21 protein-coding genes and 1 pseudogene are annotated in these 18,816 nt (G+C 42.6%); 2 read left to right on the top strand and 20 right to left on the bottom strand.

What is annotated here, in order from left to right:
- Window positions 1-37 precede the first annotated feature (37 nt).
- The 18 genes from CJD36_RS11515 to gyrB all read right to left on the bottom strand — a co-directional run bounded on the left by CJD36_RS11515 (window position 38) and on the right by gyrB (window position 15,348).
- Window positions 38-583 (bottom strand): DUF6265 family protein, encoded by a 546-nt coding sequence (locus CJD36_RS11515; RefSeq protein ID WP_105039321.1) that lies wholly within the window; start codon window positions 581-583, stop codon window positions 38-40.
- The gene (gene ruvB, locus CJD36_RS11510; RefSeq protein WP_105039320.1) at window positions 584-1,606 is read right to left on the bottom strand and encodes a Holliday junction branch migration DNA helicase RuvB; all 1,023 of its coding nucleotides are present in this window, start codon (window positions 1,604-1,606) and stop codon (window positions 584-586) included. It abuts the gene before it with no gap.
- A 93-nt stretch (window positions 1,607-1,699) separates the two neighbouring features.
- Complete coding sequence (locus tag CJD36_RS11505; protein WP_105039319.1) at window positions 1,700-1,906, bottom strand: hypothetical protein; 207 nt, start codon at window positions 1,904-1,906, stop codon at window positions 1,700-1,702.
- A gap of 157 nt (window positions 1,907-2,063) precedes the next feature.
- Window positions 2,064-3,197, bottom strand: a complete 1,134-nt coding sequence (locus tag CJD36_RS11500; RefSeq protein WP_105039318.1) for a PDDEXK nuclease domain-containing protein — start codon at window positions 3,195-3,197, stop codon at window positions 2,064-2,066.
- Between the two features lie 66 nt (window positions 3,198-3,263).
- Window positions 3,264-4,151 carry a Ppx/GppA phosphatase family protein gene (locus CJD36_RS11495; RefSeq protein ID WP_105039317.1) on the bottom strand — a complete coding sequence of 296 codons (888 nt, stop codon included), beginning with the start codon at window positions 4,149-4,151 and terminating at the stop codon, window positions 3,264-3,266.
- On the bottom strand, window positions 4,148-6,226 hold the full coding sequence (gene ppk1 / locus CJD36_RS11490; RefSeq protein ID WP_105039316.1) for a polyphosphate kinase 1: 2,079 nt from the start codon (window positions 6,224-6,226) through the stop codon (window positions 4,148-4,150). The genes CJD36_RS11495 and ppk1 overlap by 4 nt, the downstream gene beginning before the upstream one ends.
- 65 nt (window positions 6,227-6,291) lie before the next feature.
- Complete coding sequence (rfaE2, locus tag CJD36_RS11485; protein ID WP_105039904.1) at window positions 6,292-6,783, bottom strand: D-glycero-beta-D-manno-heptose 1-phosphate adenylyltransferase; 492 nt, start codon at window positions 6,781-6,783, stop codon at window positions 6,292-6,294.
- Complete coding sequence (locus CJD36_RS11480; protein ID WP_105039315.1) at window positions 6,755-7,765, bottom strand: lysylphosphatidylglycerol synthase transmembrane domain-containing protein; 1,011 nt, start codon at window positions 7,763-7,765, stop codon at window positions 6,755-6,757. Before CJD36_RS11480 ends, rfaE2 begins: the two co-directional genes overlap by 29 nt.
- Window positions 7,766-7,785: 20 nt before the next feature.
- The gene (gene panD, locus CJD36_RS11475) at window positions 7,786-8,130 is read right to left on the bottom strand and encodes an aspartate 1-decarboxylase (protein WP_105039314.1); all 345 of its coding nucleotides are present in this window, start codon (window positions 8,128-8,130) and stop codon (window positions 7,786-7,788) included.
- Window positions 8,131-8,242: 112 nt separating this feature from the next.
- Window positions 8,243-8,731, bottom strand: a complete 489-nt coding sequence (locus CJD36_RS11470) for a DUF6169 family protein (RefSeq protein WP_145959412.1) — start codon at window positions 8,729-8,731, stop codon at window positions 8,243-8,245.
- 29 nt (window positions 8,732-8,760) lie between these two features.
- Complete coding sequence (locus CJD36_RS23250; protein WP_161499287.1) at window positions 8,761-8,901, bottom strand: hypothetical protein; 141 nt, start codon at window positions 8,899-8,901, stop codon at window positions 8,761-8,763.
- A gap of 84 nt (window positions 8,902-8,985) precedes the next feature.
- Window positions 8,986-9,345, bottom strand: coding sequence for an ArsC/Spx/MgsR family protein (locus CJD36_RS11465; RefSeq protein ID WP_105039312.1), 360 nt, complete (start codon window positions 9,343-9,345; stop codon window positions 8,986-8,988).
- Window positions 9,345-10,001, bottom strand: coding sequence for a CoA transferase subunit B (locus CJD36_RS11460; protein WP_105039311.1), 657 nt, complete (start codon window positions 9,999-10,001; stop codon window positions 9,345-9,347). Before CJD36_RS11460 ends, CJD36_RS11465 begins: the two co-directional genes overlap by 1 nt.
- A 59-nt stretch (window positions 10,002-10,060) precedes the next feature.
- Window positions 10,061-10,444, bottom strand: coding sequence for a four helix bundle protein (locus CJD36_RS11455; protein WP_105039310.1), 384 nt, complete (start codon window positions 10,442-10,444; stop codon window positions 10,061-10,063).
- Window positions 10,445-10,495: 51 nt separating this feature from the next.
- Window positions 10,496-11,194 (bottom strand): CoA transferase subunit A, encoded by a 699-nt coding sequence (locus tag CJD36_RS11450; protein ID WP_105039309.1) that lies wholly within the window; start codon window positions 11,192-11,194, stop codon window positions 10,496-10,498.
- An 84-nt stretch (window positions 11,195-11,278) separates the two neighbouring features.
- Window positions 11,279-12,172 carry a rhomboid family intramembrane serine protease gene (locus CJD36_RS11445; RefSeq protein ID WP_105039308.1) on the bottom strand — a complete coding sequence of 298 codons (894 nt, stop codon included), beginning with the start codon at window positions 12,170-12,172 and terminating at the stop codon, window positions 11,279-11,281.
- Window positions 12,173-12,187: 15 nt separating this feature from the next.
- Window positions 12,188-13,030 carry a rhomboid family intramembrane serine protease gene (locus tag CJD36_RS11440; RefSeq protein ID WP_240609340.1) on the bottom strand — a complete coding sequence of 281 codons (843 nt, stop codon included), beginning with the start codon at window positions 13,028-13,030 and terminating at the stop codon, window positions 12,188-12,190.
- A gap of 326 nt (window positions 13,031-13,356) precedes the next feature.
- A complete protein-coding gene (gyrB, locus tag CJD36_RS11435) occupies window positions 13,357-15,348 on the bottom strand; it encodes a DNA topoisomerase (ATP-hydrolyzing) subunit B (protein WP_449401676.1) in 1,992 nt (663 codons plus the stop codon).
- Window positions 15,349-15,799: 451 nt separating this feature from the next.
- Between gyrB and CJD36_RS11430 the strand changes: the two genes are divergently transcribed.
- Window positions 15,800-16,207 carry a DUF4783 domain-containing protein gene (locus tag CJD36_RS11430; RefSeq protein WP_161499286.1) on the top strand — a complete coding sequence of 136 codons (408 nt, stop codon included), beginning with the start codon at window positions 15,800-15,802 and terminating at the stop codon, window positions 16,205-16,207.
- 244 nt (window positions 16,208-16,451) lie between these two features.
- Here the strand turns inward: CJD36_RS11430 and CJD36_RS11425 are convergent, their stop codons facing one another.
- Entirely contained in the window at window positions 16,452-16,832 is a 381-nt protein-coding gene (locus CJD36_RS11425; protein WP_105039305.1) for a hypothetical protein, read from the bottom strand.
- A gap of 26 nt (window positions 16,833-16,858) precedes the next feature.
- Window positions 16,859-17,695, bottom strand: a complete 837-nt coding sequence (locus CJD36_RS11420) for a hypothetical protein (protein WP_105039304.1) — start codon at window positions 17,693-17,695, stop codon at window positions 16,859-16,861.
- 261 nt (window positions 17,696-17,956) lie between these two features.
- On the opposite strand from CJD36_RS11420, the pseudogene CJD36_RS11415 reads away from it, so the two are divergent.
- Window positions 17,957-18,769 (top strand): annotated as a pseudogene (locus CJD36_RS11415) (N-acetylmuramoyl-L-alanine amidase).
- Window positions 18,770-18,816 lie beyond the last annotated feature (47 nt).

Here is an 18,816-nt window from a genome sequence, read left to right as displayed (position 1 = left end):
CGGCGCATTTTACTGTACACATCACCCGGCTGCGACTCTACTTTTTCCTGATCATAGGGAAATTTTCAGCACGCATCATGCCTTTGTCTATACCCGATATGGTGGCTACCATAGAGTCTTCAGCCATTTGCACATAGGTGATCTTTTGAGGAAAATCATGCTGTGGGTTTTCAAAGATCATCTTCTTAGCACTGATAGATACCATCTTGAAAGTAATGGGTTTGCCGTTGTTCTGTCCTTTTACGGTTGGTTCATAATACAGATCCTTACCTCTCTGGTAGAGCTTAACAGATTCCTCAGACAGGTTGACATTGCCTTTAATGAACAGACCGGCACCAACGTAAGTGGAGTCATCCTGTTTATACCAATTCTCAACACTTACGCCTTCACCTATAACGCCCTTCCACGAACCTATGAGCCACTGCGCCCTATTGAGCAATTCATACTGAACCGCGGAGTTATTCATATGTACCTGCACTGCATCTACCGTCTTGCGCGGTGCCTGGTTTTTGCACGACAACATCATGGCAATTACTATAGTTAAATACAATCCTGTTTTTGTCTTCACGTTACTTAAACTCATTTAAAACAATGTTGAATTAGTAGGGTCTTTTTTTCTTCCTAAGTGTTTATATGCCTTTTCTGTAGCCTCACGCCCTCTTGGTGTACGCATTATATATCCCTCCTGTATGAGGAAGGGCTCATATACTTCTTCTATTGTACCGGCCTCTTCACTCACAGCCGTGGCTATGTTATTGATGCCTGCAGGACCGCCTTTAAACTTGTCTATCAGCGTAGTCAATATCTTATTGTCCATATCATCAAGTCCGCTCTCATCTACATTAAGTGCGCGTAGCCCATGCTCCACAATATCCATATCTATAACCCCATTGCCCAGCACCTGTGCAAAATCGCGCATACGGCGCAGCAGGCCATTGGCAATACGTGGGGTACCCCGACTACGACGGGCTACTTCCATAGCCGCATCGGATGTGATACGGACATGCAGCACACCTGCGGCGCGGATGATGATCATTTGCAGTATATCGGCAGTGTAATATTCGAGCCTCGATTTGATACCAAAGCGGGAAAGCAGTGGAGCAGTAAGTAAGCCACTACGTGTGGTAGCGCCTACTAATGTAAAAGGAGATATAGATAGCTGTATAGATCGCGCAGAAGGACCTGAATCGATCATGATATCGATCTTAAAATCTTCCATAGCTGCATAGAGATACTCTTCTACAACAGTGCTCAGGCGATGAATCTCATCTATAAACAGTACATCTCTTGGTTCCAGGCTGGTAAGAAGCCCCGCCAGGTCGGCTGGTTTTTCTATAACGGGTCCGCTGGTTTCTTTTATGCTTACGCCGAGTTCATTAGCTACGATACGGGAAAGTGTGGTCTTACCCAACCCGGGAGGGCCGTGAAACAAAACGTGATCCAGTGCCTCGCCTCTAAGATTGGCCGCCTTTATAAATATACGCAGATTCTCTACCAGCTTGGGCTGGCCGGAGAAGTCTTCGATACTTTGAGGCCTGATCGTGTTTTCAAACTCACGTTCCTGGCTCGACAAATTATCTGTAGGGCGCACATTAGAATTGGGCATGGCCTAAAATTACGCAAATAAATGGCTCAATGGCTTAATGCCTTAATGCCTCAATGAATTATTTGAAAAGTATAGACCGTTGCAAATGCAGCGCTATTTATGCAAGGGCTTCTGTACTACCGTCTTATTCTGCTGACCCGATATCCAGTTGATGACCCCGAAAACAAGCAAGGTGCCCAACACGCTGCCAATGACGCTTTTCACAGACAGTGTATTATCGTTCAGTGCAAAATTTGCCAGTAGGTTTATCGGAGTAATTATAACCATGTAAATCACGAAGAACTTAAGTTTCTTGTTCATTGCGCAGGTATTTATGATATAAAAATACTCAAAAATTACATTTTCCCAGCATGCTCGTTATACAGCATCTTTATCAAACCATCGGCAAGGCCTATTTTGGGCACGTATATTTCTGTAGCCCAGATTATCGTAGAAATTTTATGTTGATATAAATAGTTTAATAGGGCTTATTTTGGTTGAATTCTTTTTTAATGAATTGCTCCAATTCATGTTTATCCGGTAATGCTACAAGGTATTGCGATACAAACACTTTGTCATCGATACCTGCGGTTGCAAATTCTACATGTTCCTTGTCTTTATCCGTACATAGCAAGATACCTATCGGCGGATTATCGCCATCAGCCATTTCATATTTTTTGTAATACTCCAGATACATGTTCAACTGTCCTGCATGGGCATAGTTAAAACGCTCTGTTTTCAAGTCAATCAAAATATTGCAATGCAATAGCCTATGGTAGAATACAAGGTCAATGTAATGGTGTTCATTATCGATAATGATCCGCTTTTGCCGTGACTCAAAGCAAAATCCTTTGCCCAACTCCAGCAGGAATTGTAACAAATGATCAAGCAAGGCTTGTTCCATTTCCTTTTCAAGCAACACTTCATAAGGCTTTAAGCCAAGAAATTCAAAAACGTATGGATCTCTGATCAGATCGGGGAAGTTTTGTATGGCTGCATTTTGATGGGTTAGTCCCAGTAGTTTTTCTTTGTCTCCCGATAGCCCTGTGCGCTCATAGAGCAGGGACCCTATTTGTCTTTTTAATTCTTTTACGGTCCATGTTCCCTTTATACATTCTAACTCGTAAAATAGCCGTTTTAAGGGGTCTTCGATTCTTATAAGTTCTATAAAATGGGTATATGATACTCTTTTGAATAAGGTAACATAATGTGTATCACCTACTTCTAATTCGGGGTTTGGCAAACCCCGAATTGGGCCTATTGCTGAACGGGGCACATTATTTTTGAATTCGGGGGGCAATAAACCCCGAATTTGCTCGTTGGAAGCAAGAAGTTTATAAGCACTTGGATACGCAACATAAAATTGACGATTTCTACGTAATTCTCTTTCATCTGTATTGGGGATCCGCAGATCCTTCATTTCTTTTGAAATCTTTGCCAATAATGATTTCCCGTATTCGGCTCTGTCAATTCCGTTTTGCTCAAATTCAAGAATATAAAAACCAAAGAACCAATTACGCAGTGTTAACGCAGTATTGACAGCACTAATGCTTTGCTCTTTGAGGTCTTTGTTGATTTTTAAAAGCGATGTGACAAGTTGATTAAAGTCCATTTTTTATTACAGGATAATTAAAATGTGGCCTATTAGAGTTTGTTGCCTTCTATATGAACGCAACTATTACATTTTCCCAGCCCGCTCATTATACAGCATCTTTATCAATCCGTCGGCCAAACCTATTTTGGGTACGTATATTTCTGTAGCACCTGCCCAGCGCATGATAGATACATATACCTGCAAGGCAGGCACTATCACATCGGCACGGTCATCGCGCAGGTGGTAGAGGTGCTTGCGTTCCTCTATAGTAGAGTAGCTTAATTCTTTGTAGTAGTCCTTCAGCAGGTCGAGCGGGAGTGATTTACCCTCTTTGCGCTTGGAGATGGAGAATATCTTATTGATATTACCTCCGGTACCTATAGCTTCGAGCGGCTGATGGTCTTTCGTGTGGGTCTTTATGAACCATTTCACATGATCCCATTGCTCATCAGTCACCTTGTTTTGCAACAAACGAATGGTACCTATATTGAAAGACTCTTTAAATATGGTATGCCCTTCGGTAAATAAAGTTACTTCGGTACTACCACCACCTACATCTATGTATATGTAAGATTTATTGTCGGCCAGACCTTCGGCAATATGCGTTTCGTATAAGATGTTGGCTTCTTCCAGACCTGAAATGATCTTGATCTCAAAACCGGTCTCTTCAAATATCTCTTTACGTATTTGCGGGCCATTGGTGGCATCGCGCATGGCCGATGTAGCACAGGCCTTATACGCTTCCACATTATAGATGCTCATTAACAACTTGTAGGCCTTCAATGTCTCTATCAGCTTTTGCTTCTTTTCATCAGAAACAAAACCAGTGTTGAACACATCGAAACCCAACCGTAAGGGGATACGCAGCAGTGTAAGCTTTGTAAAATCCACCGAGCCATCTTTATAAATAGATGTTTCGGAGATCAGTAATCTGGCTGCGTTGGAGCCAATATCTATAGCGGCTAATATCAATCTATATATTTTTTATTGCGCAGGTATTTATAAATAGCCACCTGCGACCTAACAACGGGATCTTTTGCACCTCTTTCCACATACTCATTGCTCTGCTCGTTGTCTAATTTACGACCTTTTACGTTTTCAGCAAGCTGAATATTCATGATATCGATCAACTCCTGCTGAATATCGGGATTATAGATAGGACAGGCCACTTCTATACGATGATCAAGGTTGCGCACCATCCAGTCGGCCGATGAAATGAACACCTGTGGTTTGCCCCCGTTGTCAAATATGAACACACGTGCATGCTCCAGATAATCATCAATAATGCTGATGGCTTTCATGTGGTTTTTGAAGATCTTTTGCTCTGGATATACACAGCAGATACCCCTGATGACCAGGTTAATATCTACCCCGGCCTTGGCGGCACTATATAGCTTTTCGATCATTACCTTATCTACAAGGCTATTGAGCTTTATCGTTATCTTTCCTTTCTTCGATTTCTTATTCTGCTTTATCTCATTGTCTATGAGTGCCATAAAAGCGCTACGCATAGTGAGCGGAGACACCGGCAGTGTTTTACAAAGACTTAACGCATTGCCTCTCTTTACTACCCCTTCCAGGTGATCAAATACCCGGTTGATGTCGGTTATAATATTTTTATTGGTAGTCAGCAGGCAATGGTCGCCATAGTAGGCAGCGGTATTCTCGTTAAGATTACCGGTAGATACAAAAGCGTATTGTTTGATCTTATTGAATTCCTTCTTTTTGATCACGCAGATCTTGGCATGTACCTTCATGTCGTGCTTACCCAGCACTACTTTTACACCCTCTTCTTCCAATTGCGCTTTCCAACGAATGTTAGCCTCCTCATCAAATCTCGCTCTTAACTCCAGTACCACAGTAACCTCCTTGCCATTGCGCACGGCATTAATGAGTGCATTAACGATCTTAGAGTTTTTGGCTAATCGATAGCAGGTGATCTTTACCGTTTGTACATTAGGATCGATAGCGGCCTCGCGGATCAAATCTATTATAGAGTCGAATGAGTGGTATGGAAAATGCAGCATCACATCTGTCTTTTCCAATACCTCGAGTATTCGTTTTGGCTGGCGAAGTAACGGGTGCACAAATGGTTGCTGACGCGGTGCTATATCATCAAAAACGGTTGACGGGAAATCGATAAAGTCTTTGAAATTGTGGATCCTTCCGCCCGGTATCATATTGTCTTTCTTCAGTAGTCCCAGCCTGCGGGTAAGATAACTGAGCAGCGTACTATCTATCATCCTGTCATACACGAAACGCGTAGCACGGCCCTTCTTCCTGTTCTTAAGGCCCTTTTCCAGTTCGGTGATCAGATTAGTACTTACATCATTATCTATATCCAGCTCCGCATCGCGCGTTACTTTAATGATATACCCCATGAACCTGTCGAAGCCAAATGGAGCGAACAACGCAGGCAGATTATACCTGATGATGTCTTCCATAAGAATAATGTCAGTAGAATCATCTTCTGTAGGCATGATCACAAACCGCGGGAGCACTTTAGTAGGTATCTCTATGAGCGCGTAACGCTGCTGCATAGAAGACTTGGTATTACCCAATACACAGGCCAGATAAATAGATTTATCTCTGAGTAAGGGCGTATGCGGTATGGTCTCGATCATCAGCGGGATGACCTGAGTACGCACCTTCTGCTCAAAGTAGTTCTTTACAAACTCTTTCTGCTTTCGAGATAGCTGCTTTTCATTCTTCAGCTCTACACCCTTCCTTGAAAGTTCCTTTATGATATCAGAGAATATACGGTCAAACTCTTCCTGCTGGCTGATAACTGTCTGCTGTATCTTCTTCAGAATTTTATCGGGGTTTGCCTCCAGGTGCATTTTTGCTTCCTTACCCAGCAATACCATTCTGCTGAGTGCGGCTACCCTTACCCTGAAAAACTCATCGAGGTTGTTGGAGAAGATACCCAGAAAACGCAGGCGATCATGAATATGATTAGAAGTATCTCCGGCCTCTTGCAGCACCCTGGCATTAAAAGCCAGCCAGCTAAGGTCGCGGACTATTGTGTTTTTAGTGTGATTGATCATGTAATTCTGAAAACGTCAAAAATAACCCCTTACATGCCAATGTTGTAGGTGCTCAATATTAAATTTTACAATTTCTTAATCCTGCTGATAATGGATGTGGTAGAATACCCTGTTACAAAGGGGATGATCTCTACAGAGCCACCATTATTTAATATAAAAAACGAGCCAACTATCTGATCGAGCGTATAATCGCCACCTTTTACCAGCACATCGGGCTTCAGCAGCTTTATCAATTCTTCGGGGGTATCTTCATCAAACATGCATACTGCATCTACACAAAGCAATGATGCCGCCTGAAATGCTCTGTCATTTTCGTGAGTTATTGGTCTTTCCGGCCCTTTTAGTCGTTGTACCGAAGCATCTGTATTCAATGCCAGTATCAGCCGGTTACCCTTGTCTGCGGCATTGGCCAGCAAGTCCAGGTGCCCGTGGTGTAAAATATCGAAACAACCATTGGTAAACACTATTTTCTCACCGCTGGCCCGCCATACATTACATTGGCGTACCATCTGTTCGCGGGTATGTATCTTACTTGTTATCCACTGCAGCTTTTGCATTTCTCTTTTTGTTGTAGGAATGAATCAATATAAGAGATAGAAGGCCTAATAGAATGATCAATACAGTTTGCAAAGCCCAGGCTATCCAGCCAAATGCCTGTGCAGGAACTTCGGGCGTGTTGTACGGTCCGCTCAATATCTGGGCCACCAGATAAGGATATGCACCTATACCACCGGGAGTAATGATGAGACCAAGACTGCCATACACCAGTACGACCAACGCAGCCATTATGGACATAGATTGTGTGTCGTGCAGGCTGCGGAGGCCTATGTATATCTGCAGCAGGTACATGACCCACATAACAATGGTCAAGCCCAGAAATTCCCATTTCTTCTTCATGTGAATGATAGAAAGAATACCATGGGTCATCTCTTTGATCACCAGCCCTACCTTCGATTCTTTATTGCGCCTGTAGATAATTACCAGCCCTACAATAATAAGTACGAAAACAGCCAGGGATATGAAAAGGACGGTCTGGTGCCGTTCGATCTTTTCATTTACGATGGCCATTTTACTCCCGACGTAGCTATTGATAACATCCATCTGCATGAGGAAGGCAGCTACAGCTATGAGGAAAAGGCACAACACATCCCACGCGCGCTCGGCTACTATTGTACCCACCATTTTGCTGGCAGGCATATCTTCATATTTGGCCAATACGGTACACTTGGCTACCTCGCCGGCTCTTGGCAGGGCCAGATTAGTAATGTAGCCTATCATTACCGCAAAAAAGGTATTAGCAGTAGTAGGGTGCAGATCAATGGTCTCCAACAGATACTTCCAGCGAACGGCCCTTATGTAATGAGAGAAGAAACCGACTATAGAAATAGGAATAAGGTACCATGGATTGATACTCTCTATGGCATTTACCAATTCTGAACGCTGCTGATCGCTCAGCTCGTGCAGCATATGGTAGGTGATCCAGATTCCCAGCCCCAGGAAAATGACATACTTTAATATTGTTATCAGGGCCTTCTTCATAGCTGGTAAATATACGTGAATTACAGGCTATTGTCTTCCTTAGGGAAAATGATGGTAGGAATGTGAGTTTTAGCCTCCTCAAAATCCATTGTGGCATATGATATTACGATAACTGTATCGCCAACAGACACGCGGCGCGCCGCAGGGCCATTCATACAGATCATACCCGAACCACGGGTGCCTTTTATTACATAGGTTTCCAGCCTTTCGCCGTTATCTATATTCAAAACCTGCACCTTTTCATTTTCTATGATATTTGAGGCATTCATCAAGTCCTCATCAATAGTAATGCTTCCTATATAGTTCAAGTTGGCCTCGGTAATCTTTACCCGATGGATCTTAGACTTCAATACTTCTATTTGCATAGCGATGCAAAGGTACAAGGTTTAAATTAAAAGGGTAATTAGTTAAAAAGTTAAAAGAGAGAAGTATGTTCATTAGTTAAAAGGGTAAAAAGCTAGAGTCATTAACTGCAAACTACGGCTTACCGGCAATCAACTTATCGGCAAAAGTCGAAAACTCTTCGTCAATTTTAAGTTTGTTTCTGTTTTTACCGGATACCAGGTATCCCATGAAAAAACTGATCCGATTCCCCGAACTATCTGTCTGGTTGATTTCTATCCGCTTTTTTATTACCAGTTCTTTCGCTGGTGAATTATCATACCATTCTTGGAATATACGATCTCTCCCTTTTTGTTTTTTGTCTATATACTCACAGTGATAGAGTAATACAACCTCATTGCTCCTTTCTTCTATAAAATCAAATATTATTCTGGAGATAGTTTTGCCTACCAACGGATCTGCATCAAAGGTGTTGGGTATAGACATCCTTTGGAAACCAAACCCATATCCTAATCTTAGCAATGCAGGGTAATTATCAATATGATCGACATATTGATATGGGTCAAAATACACGTAATGAGTTATTTGCTGTGATGAATGAATAGGAAATGACATCTTCGTCATCCTCATCAAGCATATAAGAATAGAAATCGTTAATCACGCTTAAGGGCTGTTAAACGCTTATTAGCTTTAATTTCTAATTTTTTCCGGATTTCCGCCTTCCTTTTTGCAACATCTTCAAAGAAAGAAATAGCTCCCTTGTTGCTCGGCGATATAACTATCTTTTTAATCATGTCGACAGTTTATTGTATGGCAGTTGAAATTTATCTAATGCAAAGATAACGAATTTTTGTAGCTCACAATACAAATAACCGATTTTACGCGCGCTCATTGATAAAACCCAACACCAAATCGGGCGGCCGGGCAATAATAGCTTTTTCTCCCATTTCCACAATGGGTCTTTCAATTATTACAGGATCGTCCACCATTGCCTGCAACCACTCCTGCTCATTCAATGGCTTAGCTGAGTATTTTTCCAACACAACCGATTCATTCTTCCTCACCAGCTCTGAAGGTTGCAACTTCAGTTTCCGCAGCAGATCCGATAACTCATCGGCCGAAAGGGAATCTGTGATATACAACCTAACGTCAAACTTTACTCCTTCATCTTGCAACAACTCGAGCGCTCCTTTGCTTTTTGAGCACTCGCCATTATGATAAATAACTATCCCTGCCATTAAACTGCCATTTCCTTCACGTCTGCTGCAATGGTCAATTTACCTGCTGTCTTTGCTTTGATCTCGTCAAGTGTAACGCCGGGTGCATATTCCAGGCATACAAAGCCATCTGCTGTAACATCAAACACACCTAGATCACTTACTATTTTGCGTACACAGTTCACACCGGTGAGTGGCAAACTGCATTTAGGCAATAACTTGCTCTCTCCTTTCGGATTTGTATGTTGCATAGCAACAATGATATTCTTGGCTGCGGCTACCAGGTCCATAGCGCCGCCCATTCCCTTCACCATTTTGTTAGGTATCTTCCAGTTGGCTATGTCTCCATTTTCAGACACTTCCATAGCGCCAAGTACGGTAAGATCTACCTTTCCCGCGCGGATCATACCAAAACTCATAGCACTATCAAAAAATGCAGAATCCGGTAAGGTAGTTATCGTTTGTTTACCGGCATTGATCAGATCGGCGTCTTCCTCTCCTGCAAAAGGGAATGGCCCCATTCCCAACAGTCCGTTCTCACTTTGCAAAACAACATTTACTCCCTGAGGAATATAATTGGCTACAAGAGTTGGTATTCCTATGCCAAGATTGACATAGAATCCGTCTTGTAATTCCTGCGCTATTCTTTTTGCTATTTGCTCTTTATTAAGTGGCATTTGTTTTAAGTTAAAAGGTTAAGAGGTTAAAAAGTTAATATGGCAGCTGTTAGCTGGCATTAGCTTTTAGTCAATGTTCTAAGCCAGGCAATGTATCCGTTTAATAACTTCTCAACTTCATTCGCCTGATTTTTGAAGTTTTGTAGCGTTTCTTTATCTATATATTTACAGTCATATGCATCAATAAGGTGGTTAACAGTTTCAAATAATGAGCCCCTTGCCTGAATACAAAAATGTAGCTGGTCTTTATAAGTATATCTTCCGTATCCTTCTGCAATATTACTTCCGATCGAGCGAGACGCTCGTATCATTTGGTCTTCAAGACGATATTTTTCTGTTGAAGGAAACGTTATCGAAAGATCATAAATCGCTTTCTTATAAAGTCTGGCAGCTTTCCAAACTTCAAGGTCATTAAATGATTTGTAAGGTTTGGTCTGTTCCATGTAGCATTTATTACGCGACCTTATTACCTTTTTAACCTTTTAACTTATTAACTATTTTCTCTGTCTAACTGTCCGTTGTTCAATTCTTTTCTCATAGCTAGTGCCCTGGAAAATACGGTGTACGTATATACCCGGAGTGTGGATATGATTAGGGTCAAGTTCTCCCGGCTCTACTAGTTCCTCTACTTCAGCAATGGTGATCTTACCGGCCATTGCCATAAGCGGGTTGAAGTTGCGTGCAGTGTCTTTAAAGATCAGGTTACCCATCTTATCTCCTTTCCATGCCTTTACAATTGCATAGTCCGAATCGAATGCCATCTCCATCAGATAATTCTTACCGTTGAATTCGCGTACTTCTTTGCCTTCTGCCACCTCGGTGCCGTAGCCGGCCTGTAGAAACACAGCGGGCATGCCGTAGCCGGTAGCCATGCAACGCGTAGCCAAAGTGCCCTGCGGAACCAACTCCACTTCAAGTTCTCCACTCAATAGCTGGCGCTCAAATTCTGCATTTTCACCTACATAAGAAGAGATCATTTTCTTCACCTGCTTGTTTTCAAGCAACAGGCCTATACCGAAACCATCTACGCCGGCATTGTTAGATATGCAGGTGAGGTCTTTAGTGCCTTGTTTCACTAATGATGCAATACAATTTTCCGGAATTCCGCAAAGGCCAAAGCCTCCAAGCATGAGCGTGGCACCTGACGGTATATCACGTACCGCGTCATCAGCGTTTGCAACAACTTTATTCATTGATGTGTAATTTGACTGCTAAAGTAATTATAGTGGAGATAACAACAAACCCATTTGACATGTTGCCATATAATATTCAATAACCTACTGCTCGCTTCCTGCTCTCAGCAGCATTTCTTTCTCTTCTTTGGTCAAAGAGTTATAGCCTTTCTGGTTGATCTTATCCAATATCTCATCAATGCGGCCTTGAGAAATGCCCTGCTTTGGATGATACATATTTATGATCCTGCCTTTTGGCTTTTGCACGTTGGCAGATGGTGTTACCAACCCTTCCAGTTTATTGCCAAAGTTGTATGCCCACTCGGCAGGCTGATACCCCGATTTTAGTAGCTTGACGTATGCAAAGCCCATAAGGCCGCCACCAGCCATCAGTAACACAACAGGGATGTAAAATCCACTGCCGGCCAGCATCAGGAATGCAAATATACCTACTACCAGCATCAGCGGTATGGTAAAGGTTTCGGTGAGGTAGAAACGATAAGACGGCGTAAGCGTAATGGCAGCAGCAGCCATACCCACCAGGCCGGCACGTGCTCCTAAGAATGCAGCAGGAACTTCGCCTATTTTACCCGGCAAGAGCTGAGCTATATAATAGAATATACCACCTACAAAAAGCGAATAAAGGTACAATGGTATAACCTGCTTATGACCTACCAGCATTTGCACTACCGAACCAAAAGTATAGAGCCACACCATGTTACTCAGCAACTCCATAAAGCTATTGGGAAACTGAAACATACCATAGGTAAGAATTGTCCACCAATGCGACTTGAATTCTGCTATGTGGCCCAGACCTATGTTAGGTATGAAATAGGTATTGAACGCAGTAGCATCGCCTGCGTAAACGATCATCACCAATGCCCAGGATATGGCCAGCATCATATATGCCACACCCGACGCAATGATCAGCTGCAGTACCGCGTTATTTTTGTAACCTGGTATATATGATAATGCCGACCTTCTTTGCCCTGTTCCCATTTGTATGTAAAGTTATTAATAAAAATTGTTACGATTACGCTTCCAGATCATCAAAATAATAAACCCAAACAGCATGCCACCAAGGTGTGCAAAGTGCGCCACATTATCTCCCTGGAATCTGCCAACACCCGAGAAAAGCTCTATTGCCGCATATCCTGCCACTGCCCACTTAGCCTTAATAGGCACCGGTATGAACATGATATATAGTTCGGTATTAGGGAAGAGATAGCCAAATGCGAACAGCACACCAAATAGTGAACCAGAGGCACCTACAACGCCAACATCCATCATTATGTCATTATACTCACGCAGCAGTTTTATGCCGGCCTCAGCACAATTACTACACTCCGGTGTACGCTGCCAGAAAGAAAGCACATTGGTAAATTCAGGGTATTTCCCCAGCTTATTCTGAGTAATGATCTTAGAGAATTCAGATAGTGTAGGATGTTCCTGGAATGCACTAAAGGCATGATGAAAGCCGGAGAACTCAATACCCAGAACACCAAGATGACAAAGACCTGCACCTAACCCGCATATTATATAGAAGGTAAGAAACCGTTTTGGTCCCCACATATTTTCCAGTATGCTGCCAAACATAAACAGGCCCCACATGTTGAAGAAGATATGGGTAATGGTAGCGCCAATATCAAACGGACTGCCGTGCATGAACATGTAAGTGAAAAACTGCCACCACTTAAAATGAGGAGACATCCAGTAATGCAGTGCAAGGTAATCGCTCAAGTCAATATTGAATTTCACCAGCACAAACTGGAGCAAGACCATTATAGCATTGATGATAATAATATTCTTAACTACAACAGGAACAGAAGAGAATCTACCCGATCCGAAATTTGCCATACTGCAAAAATAACTGATTGTAATAATAAAGGATGGTTAAAAATCAATAGCGCAATTGCAGATATTAATAACCCCGTTACATCGGTTGCGACGACCTGAAGGTGGTGGTATGATACAGTATAGTTTTGGGCTTTAGCCAAAACACACAGTGACTATAACATATTTCGGCTAAAGCCAAATGGGTGTATTCATTTTACCACGACCTGGAGGTCGTGGCTATTGAGATGAATTCCGACACACCATTTTAACTATCAAACCCAATAGTAAAGGCGGCCGGAAAATCCAGCCGCCTTATTAACTATTTAACCTATTGACCTTTTAACTAATTACGCATCAATTCTTGCAAACTTAGCGTGCTTCTCAATAAAGTCTCTGCGTGGTGGTACTTCTTCGCCCATCAGCATAGAGAATGTGCTGTCTGCTTCGGCACTGCTGTCAATACCTATGCACTTCAGCGTACGTGTAGCAGGGTTCATCGTAGTATCCCACAACTGCTCTGCATTCATCTCACCCAATCCTTTATATCGCTGTATAGTTACACTATCTTCTTTACCGTTAGCCAACTTGTCTACCCACATTTTACGATCTTCATCATTCCATGCGTAGTGCTGCTCTTTACCCTTCTTTACCAGGTACAATGGCGGCTGAGCCAGGTATACATAACCCTGCTTAACCAGGTCTTCCATATAACGGTAGAAGAAAGTAAGGATCAAAGTGGCAATGTGCGAACCATCCACATCGGCATCCGTCATGATGACGATCTTGTGGTAACGCAACTTGGTAAGGTTCAATTGTTTAGGATCTTCAGGAGTACCTATGCTTACGCCAAGGGCAGTAAACATATTCCTGATTTCCTCGTTCTCGTATATTTTGTGCTCCTGCGCCTTTTCTACGTTCAGGATCTTACCCCTTAACGGCAATATAGCCTGGAAGTGACGGTCGCGACCCTGCTTGGCAGTTCCTCCAGCCGAATCCCCTTCCACAAGGTACAGCTCACATTTTTCAGGATCTTTATCAGAGCAATCGGCCAGCTTGCCAGGCATACCACCACCAGTCAGTACGCTCTTGCGCTGCACCATTTCGCGGGCTTTCTTAGCTGCTGCACGAGCCTGCGCTGCCAGTATCACCTTGTCGATGATCATCTTGGCATCCTTAGGGTGCTCTTCCAGGAAAGCATCCAGTACGCGGCTTACGCATACATCTACCACGCCCATCACATCATTGTTACCAAGCTTGGTCTTGGTCTGTCCTTCAAACTGTGGCTCAGGTACTTTTACAGAGATAATAGCGCTCAACCCCTCGCGGAAGTCATCGCCGGTGATCTCTACCTTAGCTTTTTCAAACAGCTTGTTCTTATCGCCATAAGACTTGAATACACGGGTAATAGCCCTGCGGAAACCCGCTACGTGCGTACCACCTTCTATGGTGTTGATGTTATTTACGTACGAGAAAATATGCTCGTTGTAAGACGAGTTGTAAGACAATGCTACATCTACCGCCACATTGCTCTCCTTATCATGCGTTTCTACAAATATCGGGTGAGAAAGCAACTGCTCGCGCTTAGCCTTCTGGTCCAACAGCAATATAAATTCTACTATACCACCTTCGCTGTAAAATACTTCTTCCAGCAACTGGCCTTCTTCGGTCAGCTCACGCAGATCTGTAAGGGTGATGCGGATGCCTTTATTCAGGAATGACAACTCGCGCAAACGCGATGCCAGTATATCTCTGTGGTAAACGGTATCCTTAAAGATGATAGGATCGGGCTGAAAGTGCTGGGTAGTACCCCTTCTGTCAGATACACCTATTTCTCTTACCGGGTACTGCGGAATACCCATCTTGTACTCCTGCTCAAATATCTTTCCTTCGCGGTAAACGGTAGTATGCAAGTGGCTGCTCAATGCGTTAACGCAACTTACACCCACACCGTGCAAACCGCCCGATACCTTGTAACTGTCCTTATCAAACTTACCACCGGCGTGCAATACCGTCATTACCACTTCAAGCGCAGAACGGCCTTCTTTGGCATTGATGCCAGTAGGTATACCACGGCCATCATCCTGTACGCTTATAGAGTTGTTTTCGTGTATGGTGACCAGGATGTTTTTGCAATGTCCCGCAAGCGCTTCATCTATAGAGTTATCTACCACTTCATAAACCAGGTGGTGCAAGCCCTTTGTGCCGGTATCGCCAATGTACATAGATGGGCGCATACGCACCGCTTCCAATCCTTCGAGGACGGTTATACTATCTGCATTATATTCTTTACCGGGAGTTTGTATTACTTCTTGTTCCGTATCCATTTGCTCTGTAGCCAAAATAATAGATGTTGATATATAGTCATTTACCCCCTGTTGGGAAAGGGAGTAAACCCATAATAAATTAATTAAATTTTACTTTACAAATGTAGCTTAATTATATGGTTTTAACAAGTAAAACAAGCCCCCGCAACCACCCTAAAAATTCACATTTGTGGATAAATAAACGGCGAAAAATTTAGCCAAACCACCCAAATGTCTTCCTATTACCCCCGAATGGCAGGGTGAGGCCCTCGAACCCCTGGCATTCGCACGGGACGTACCTCTTTGAGACACATCACACTGCAGGGGCATTCCCTTGCGGATTGCCCTCGCATACGGACGTACTCGTTTTTGACCACCAATACACCCAATCCCACAATTTATTTTCATCAAAGTCCCAATAATCATATATTTGGCTTGATTTTTGATGCTAATTTGTTGTGATTTAAATGAAATGTGCACAATCCCAATGAATAAAATATTTAAAACGTTACTATTTACTATTAGCTGTATCTTAATGTTCAATACAGCGCCTGCGCAGAATGTTAAATCTCCGCTGGAGGAGATCGTATACCTGTTCCGCAACAACAAAATAGAAGACGTAACCCGCTATTTCGACAATTTCGTACCCGTTTCTATCAATAATAATGCATCGAACTACAGCCGCAACCAGGCAGGACTGGTAGTAAAAGACTTTTTTGATAAGAACCCCGTCCGCGACTTCAACGTAATGGACTCCGGCACACCCAGCCCCACATCGCGCTCTATGATAGCCACCTTCTCCAGCAACTCAGGGCGTTATACCCTCTACCTGCTGGTCAAGCAAAAAGACAATAATAACTACGTTATAAAGGAAATTAAGATAAGTAAGCAGTGATCTCTGCGCTAGTTAATGAAAAAGCCTCCTTGTAAGGAGGCTTTTTTGTGTGGGGTGCAGTGCCATCTTTCTTCCGAGAACAAAAAATAAGTGGAGGACAGTGAATAAGAGGGTGACTTCTCGGCTATTATCTACGATGATGTTGCTAATTAAATAGATAAAGCGAAACGCTTGCGCAAGCCCGAACAAAGCTGAAAGAGCGCTGAATCAGAGAAAATGTCGGGAGATTTGCCTCCAAAATGAGTTATTCCTCTGTTTTTCCAGTTGATTTTAGTAGTATTCTAGCAAATTCCTGTATTACAGGTTTCATAAAATTGGGCTGTACACTCTTCCCTGGCTTTTCAATCATTACTGATCTTATATACTCAAAATCATTTATTCTTTTGGTATCGAAACTTCTGGTCTTCGTAGTTAATTTTTTGTCTACCATAAAAAATGACAGAAATTCCGTCTGAGCATGTTGTATTCGCTCTCGGCTATCCATGCCTATGATATCATCTGTATCATAGACATACATTTCAGTAGCGAAAATAATTTGAACAACACCATCGGCTTCAACTTGTTTAGCGACTTCGTGAATCTTTCTATAAGTCGTTGTTTTTATTGACCCTCCGAAGGTTAGCAATTGAAATGTGTTATCACCGAATACTACTAAGCAGGTGGGTAATAATTTTTTTGCATCTGGAAAATTACTAAATGCATCAGTTCGAACTTATCATATAAGTCACCTTCAGGATACAGCTTATTAAAATTCTCAATCGGACTTTTTGTTTTATCTGAATCTACACGCAATTCAACTCTGGAAGCCCTTTCAAAGCGATTTTTCTTACAATAAAAAACATAATCATCTATAAAAAGCATGTTTTTGGGTACTCGAGAAAAATTCAGTTGCTCTATTTTCTTTGCTAATTCGTTGGATAGTTCGCAGTCCTCATTTAAAACCTCTCTCATAGCCTTCAGAAAGCTGTCCATGTGATTAATCCCAGAAATAAGGTTATCGTATAAGTCTTCGATGTGCCCGTTTTCATAAAATGAAAATTCTGCCGAAAACATGACTTCAAGCTGCTTAGTGTCGATAAATGTTTTTCTGAGCGACTCTATAATTGTCGAATATTCTACATCATTATCAATAGTAAAAATTAACTCAGGAAGTGAAACGGGATCTTGCTCGGAGTAAATAGTGATAACAATTCGTTTTTCTAAATCAAATGGCTGCTGTTTAAGCACTTCATTTCGCTTGTCAATAAGCCATCTACAAACGTTATTAACCAGATATTCATCGCGAAAATTTTCATAAGTAGCTTTAAACTCCGTATGTGATAAGGACTTCTGCAACACAAATGTGACATTCCTGTATTCTGAGAAAAAATTATCGAAGTAGGATATATTATCGAAAAAATTTGTGCCTTTTTCAAACTTTTCTAAACTGCTTAGCGCATTATAGAATTTATGCAATGCTGGATACAGTAACCCCCTAGAGTTATTCATAGCTTTGATTTAAACACTCAAGTTAATAAAAATTAATGCTGAGAAAAAAGATTTTGATATCTATTGGCGACCACGTGCCTGTTGGCGGTTTCCGACAACATAACCCACTGGTCGAAGCGTCTCGCTTCGTCCTATCTATCGGAAGCGTCTCGTTTCCGAAACAAAACATGCTTACTCTTCTTTTTCGCTATCAAATATTAGGATACACTTCTTCTTTTTCCCACTCCAAACATCTAGCTTTATCACAGTAAAAGTCTAAGCATGCGCTACCTAACCTACTTCGCCTGTATTGCTATCTGCATGGTAGTTACCGCATGCAACCGGCCACCCTATCATTCTACTAATAAGATCTACAGGCAGCAGGCGGGAACTTATGCTGCTCGGCTGAAAGAAAAGCCCGGCGTAACAGCAAATGATACCATAAAAGCACCCGAAGACTTTGTTGGCACTACCAACTTCACTATGCGCAAGCCTAACTTTGTAGTCATACACCACACTGCGCAGGAGAGTGCCGAGAAAACGCTGAAAACCTTTACGCTGCAACGCACCGAAGTGAGTGCACACTACCTTATTGGCAGAGATGGCACTGTCTACCATATGCTCAATGATTACTTGCGGGCACACCATGCCGGGCTCGGCAAATGAGGTAATGTTACCGACCTCAATTCATGTTCTATAGGTATAGAGCTTGATAACAATGGCACAGAACCATTTAGCGATGCACAGGTAGCCAGCCTGCTTGCCTTGCTCCGCCAACTAAAACAGATCTACAATATACCCACCGCCAACTTTATAGGCCATGGCGACATAGCCCCCACCCGCAAGACAGACCCGAGTATCCTGTTCCCGTGGAAGACCTTAGCACAAAACGGTTTCGGGCAGTGGTATAATGATACGCTTGCAAATACTCCCGCAGACTTCAACTACCTTATGGCGTTCCGCATAATAGGCTACGACGTCCACGACAGCACAGCTGCTATCCGCGCATTTAAGCGCCACTATATGCAAGATACTGCCCGCCAGCTCAACCTGAGAGACCTCAGCGCGATCTATGATCTGATGAATAAAAACTAAAGCCCCCCACCTCTGTTTACTCACTCGTCCGCGTTTGTAACGCGGAT

Source organism: Flavipsychrobacter stenotrophus (assembly GCF_002954265.1).
GTDB lineage: Bacteria > Bacteroidota > Bacteroidia > Chitinophagales > Chitinophagaceae > Flavipsychrobacter > Flavipsychrobacter stenotrophus.
This window is presented reverse-complemented; position numbering and strand designations above follow the sequence as displayed.

Excerpts from the sequence above, each read along its gene's own strand:
- CJD36_RS11515 (WP_105039321.1), bottom strand. The coding sequence starts at position 583 with ATGAGTTTAAGTAACGTGAAGACAAAAACAGGATTGTATTTAACTATA.
- ruvB (WP_105039320.1), bottom strand. The coding sequence starts at position 1,606 with ATGCCCAATTCTAATGTGCGCCCTACAGATAATTTGTCGAGCCAGGAA.
- CJD36_RS11505 (WP_105039319.1), bottom strand. The coding sequence starts at position 1,906 with ATGAACAAGAAACTTAAGTTCTTCGTGATTTACATGGTTATAATTACT.
- CJD36_RS11500 (WP_105039318.1), bottom strand. The coding sequence starts at position 3,197 with ATGGACTTTAATCAACTTGTCACATCGCTTTTAAAAATCAACAAAGAC.
- ppk1 (WP_105039316.1), bottom strand. The coding sequence starts at position 6,226 with ATGATCAATCACACTAAAAACACAATAGTCCGCGACCTTAGCTGGCTG.
- rfaE2 (WP_105039904.1), bottom strand. The coding sequence starts at position 6,783 with ATGCAAAAGCTGCAGTGGATAACAAGTAAGATACATACCCGCGAACAG.
- CJD36_RS11480 (WP_105039315.1), bottom strand. The coding sequence starts at position 7,765 with ATGAAGAAGGCCCTGATAACAATATTAAAGTATGTCATTTTCCTGGGG.
- panD (WP_105039314.1), bottom strand. The coding sequence starts at position 8,130 with ATGCAAATAGAAGTATTGAAGTCTAAGATCCATCGGGTAAAGATTACC.
- CJD36_RS11470 (WP_145959412.1), bottom strand. The coding sequence starts at position 8,731 with ATGACGAAGATGTCATTTCCTATTCATTCATCACAGCAAATAACTCAT.
- CJD36_RS23250 (WP_161499287.1), bottom strand. The coding sequence starts at position 8,901 with ATGATTAAAAAGATAGTTATATCGCCGAGCAACAAGGGAGCTATTTCT.
- CJD36_RS11465 (WP_105039312.1), bottom strand. The coding sequence starts at position 9,345 with ATGGCAGGGATAGTTATTTATCATAATGGCGAGTGCTCAAAAAGCAAA.
- CJD36_RS11460 (WP_105039311.1), bottom strand. The coding sequence starts at position 10,001 with ATGCCACTTAATAAAGAGCAAATAGCAAAAAGAATAGCGCAGGAATTA.
- CJD36_RS11455 (WP_105039310.1), bottom strand. The coding sequence starts at position 10,444 with ATGGAACAGACCAAACCTTACAAATCATTTAATGACCTTGAAGTTTGG.
- CJD36_RS11450 (WP_105039309.1), bottom strand. The coding sequence starts at position 11,194 with ATGAATAAAGTTGTTGCAAACGCTGATGACGCGGTACGTGATATACCG.
- CJD36_RS11445 (WP_105039308.1), bottom strand. The coding sequence starts at position 12,172 with ATGGGAACAGGGCAAAGAAGGTCGGCATTATCATATATACCAGGTTAC.
- CJD36_RS11440 (WP_240609340.1), bottom strand. The coding sequence starts at position 13,030 with ATGGCAAATTTCGGATCGGGTAGATTCTCTTCTGTTCCTGTTGTAGTT.
- CJD36_RS11430 (WP_161499286.1), top strand. The coding sequence starts at position 15,800 with ATGAATAAAATATTTAAAACGTTACTATTTACTATTAGCTGTATCTTA.
- CJD36_RS11420 (WP_105039304.1), bottom strand. The coding sequence starts at position 17,695 with ATGAATAACTCTAGGGGGTTACTGTATCCAGCATTGCATAAATTCTAT.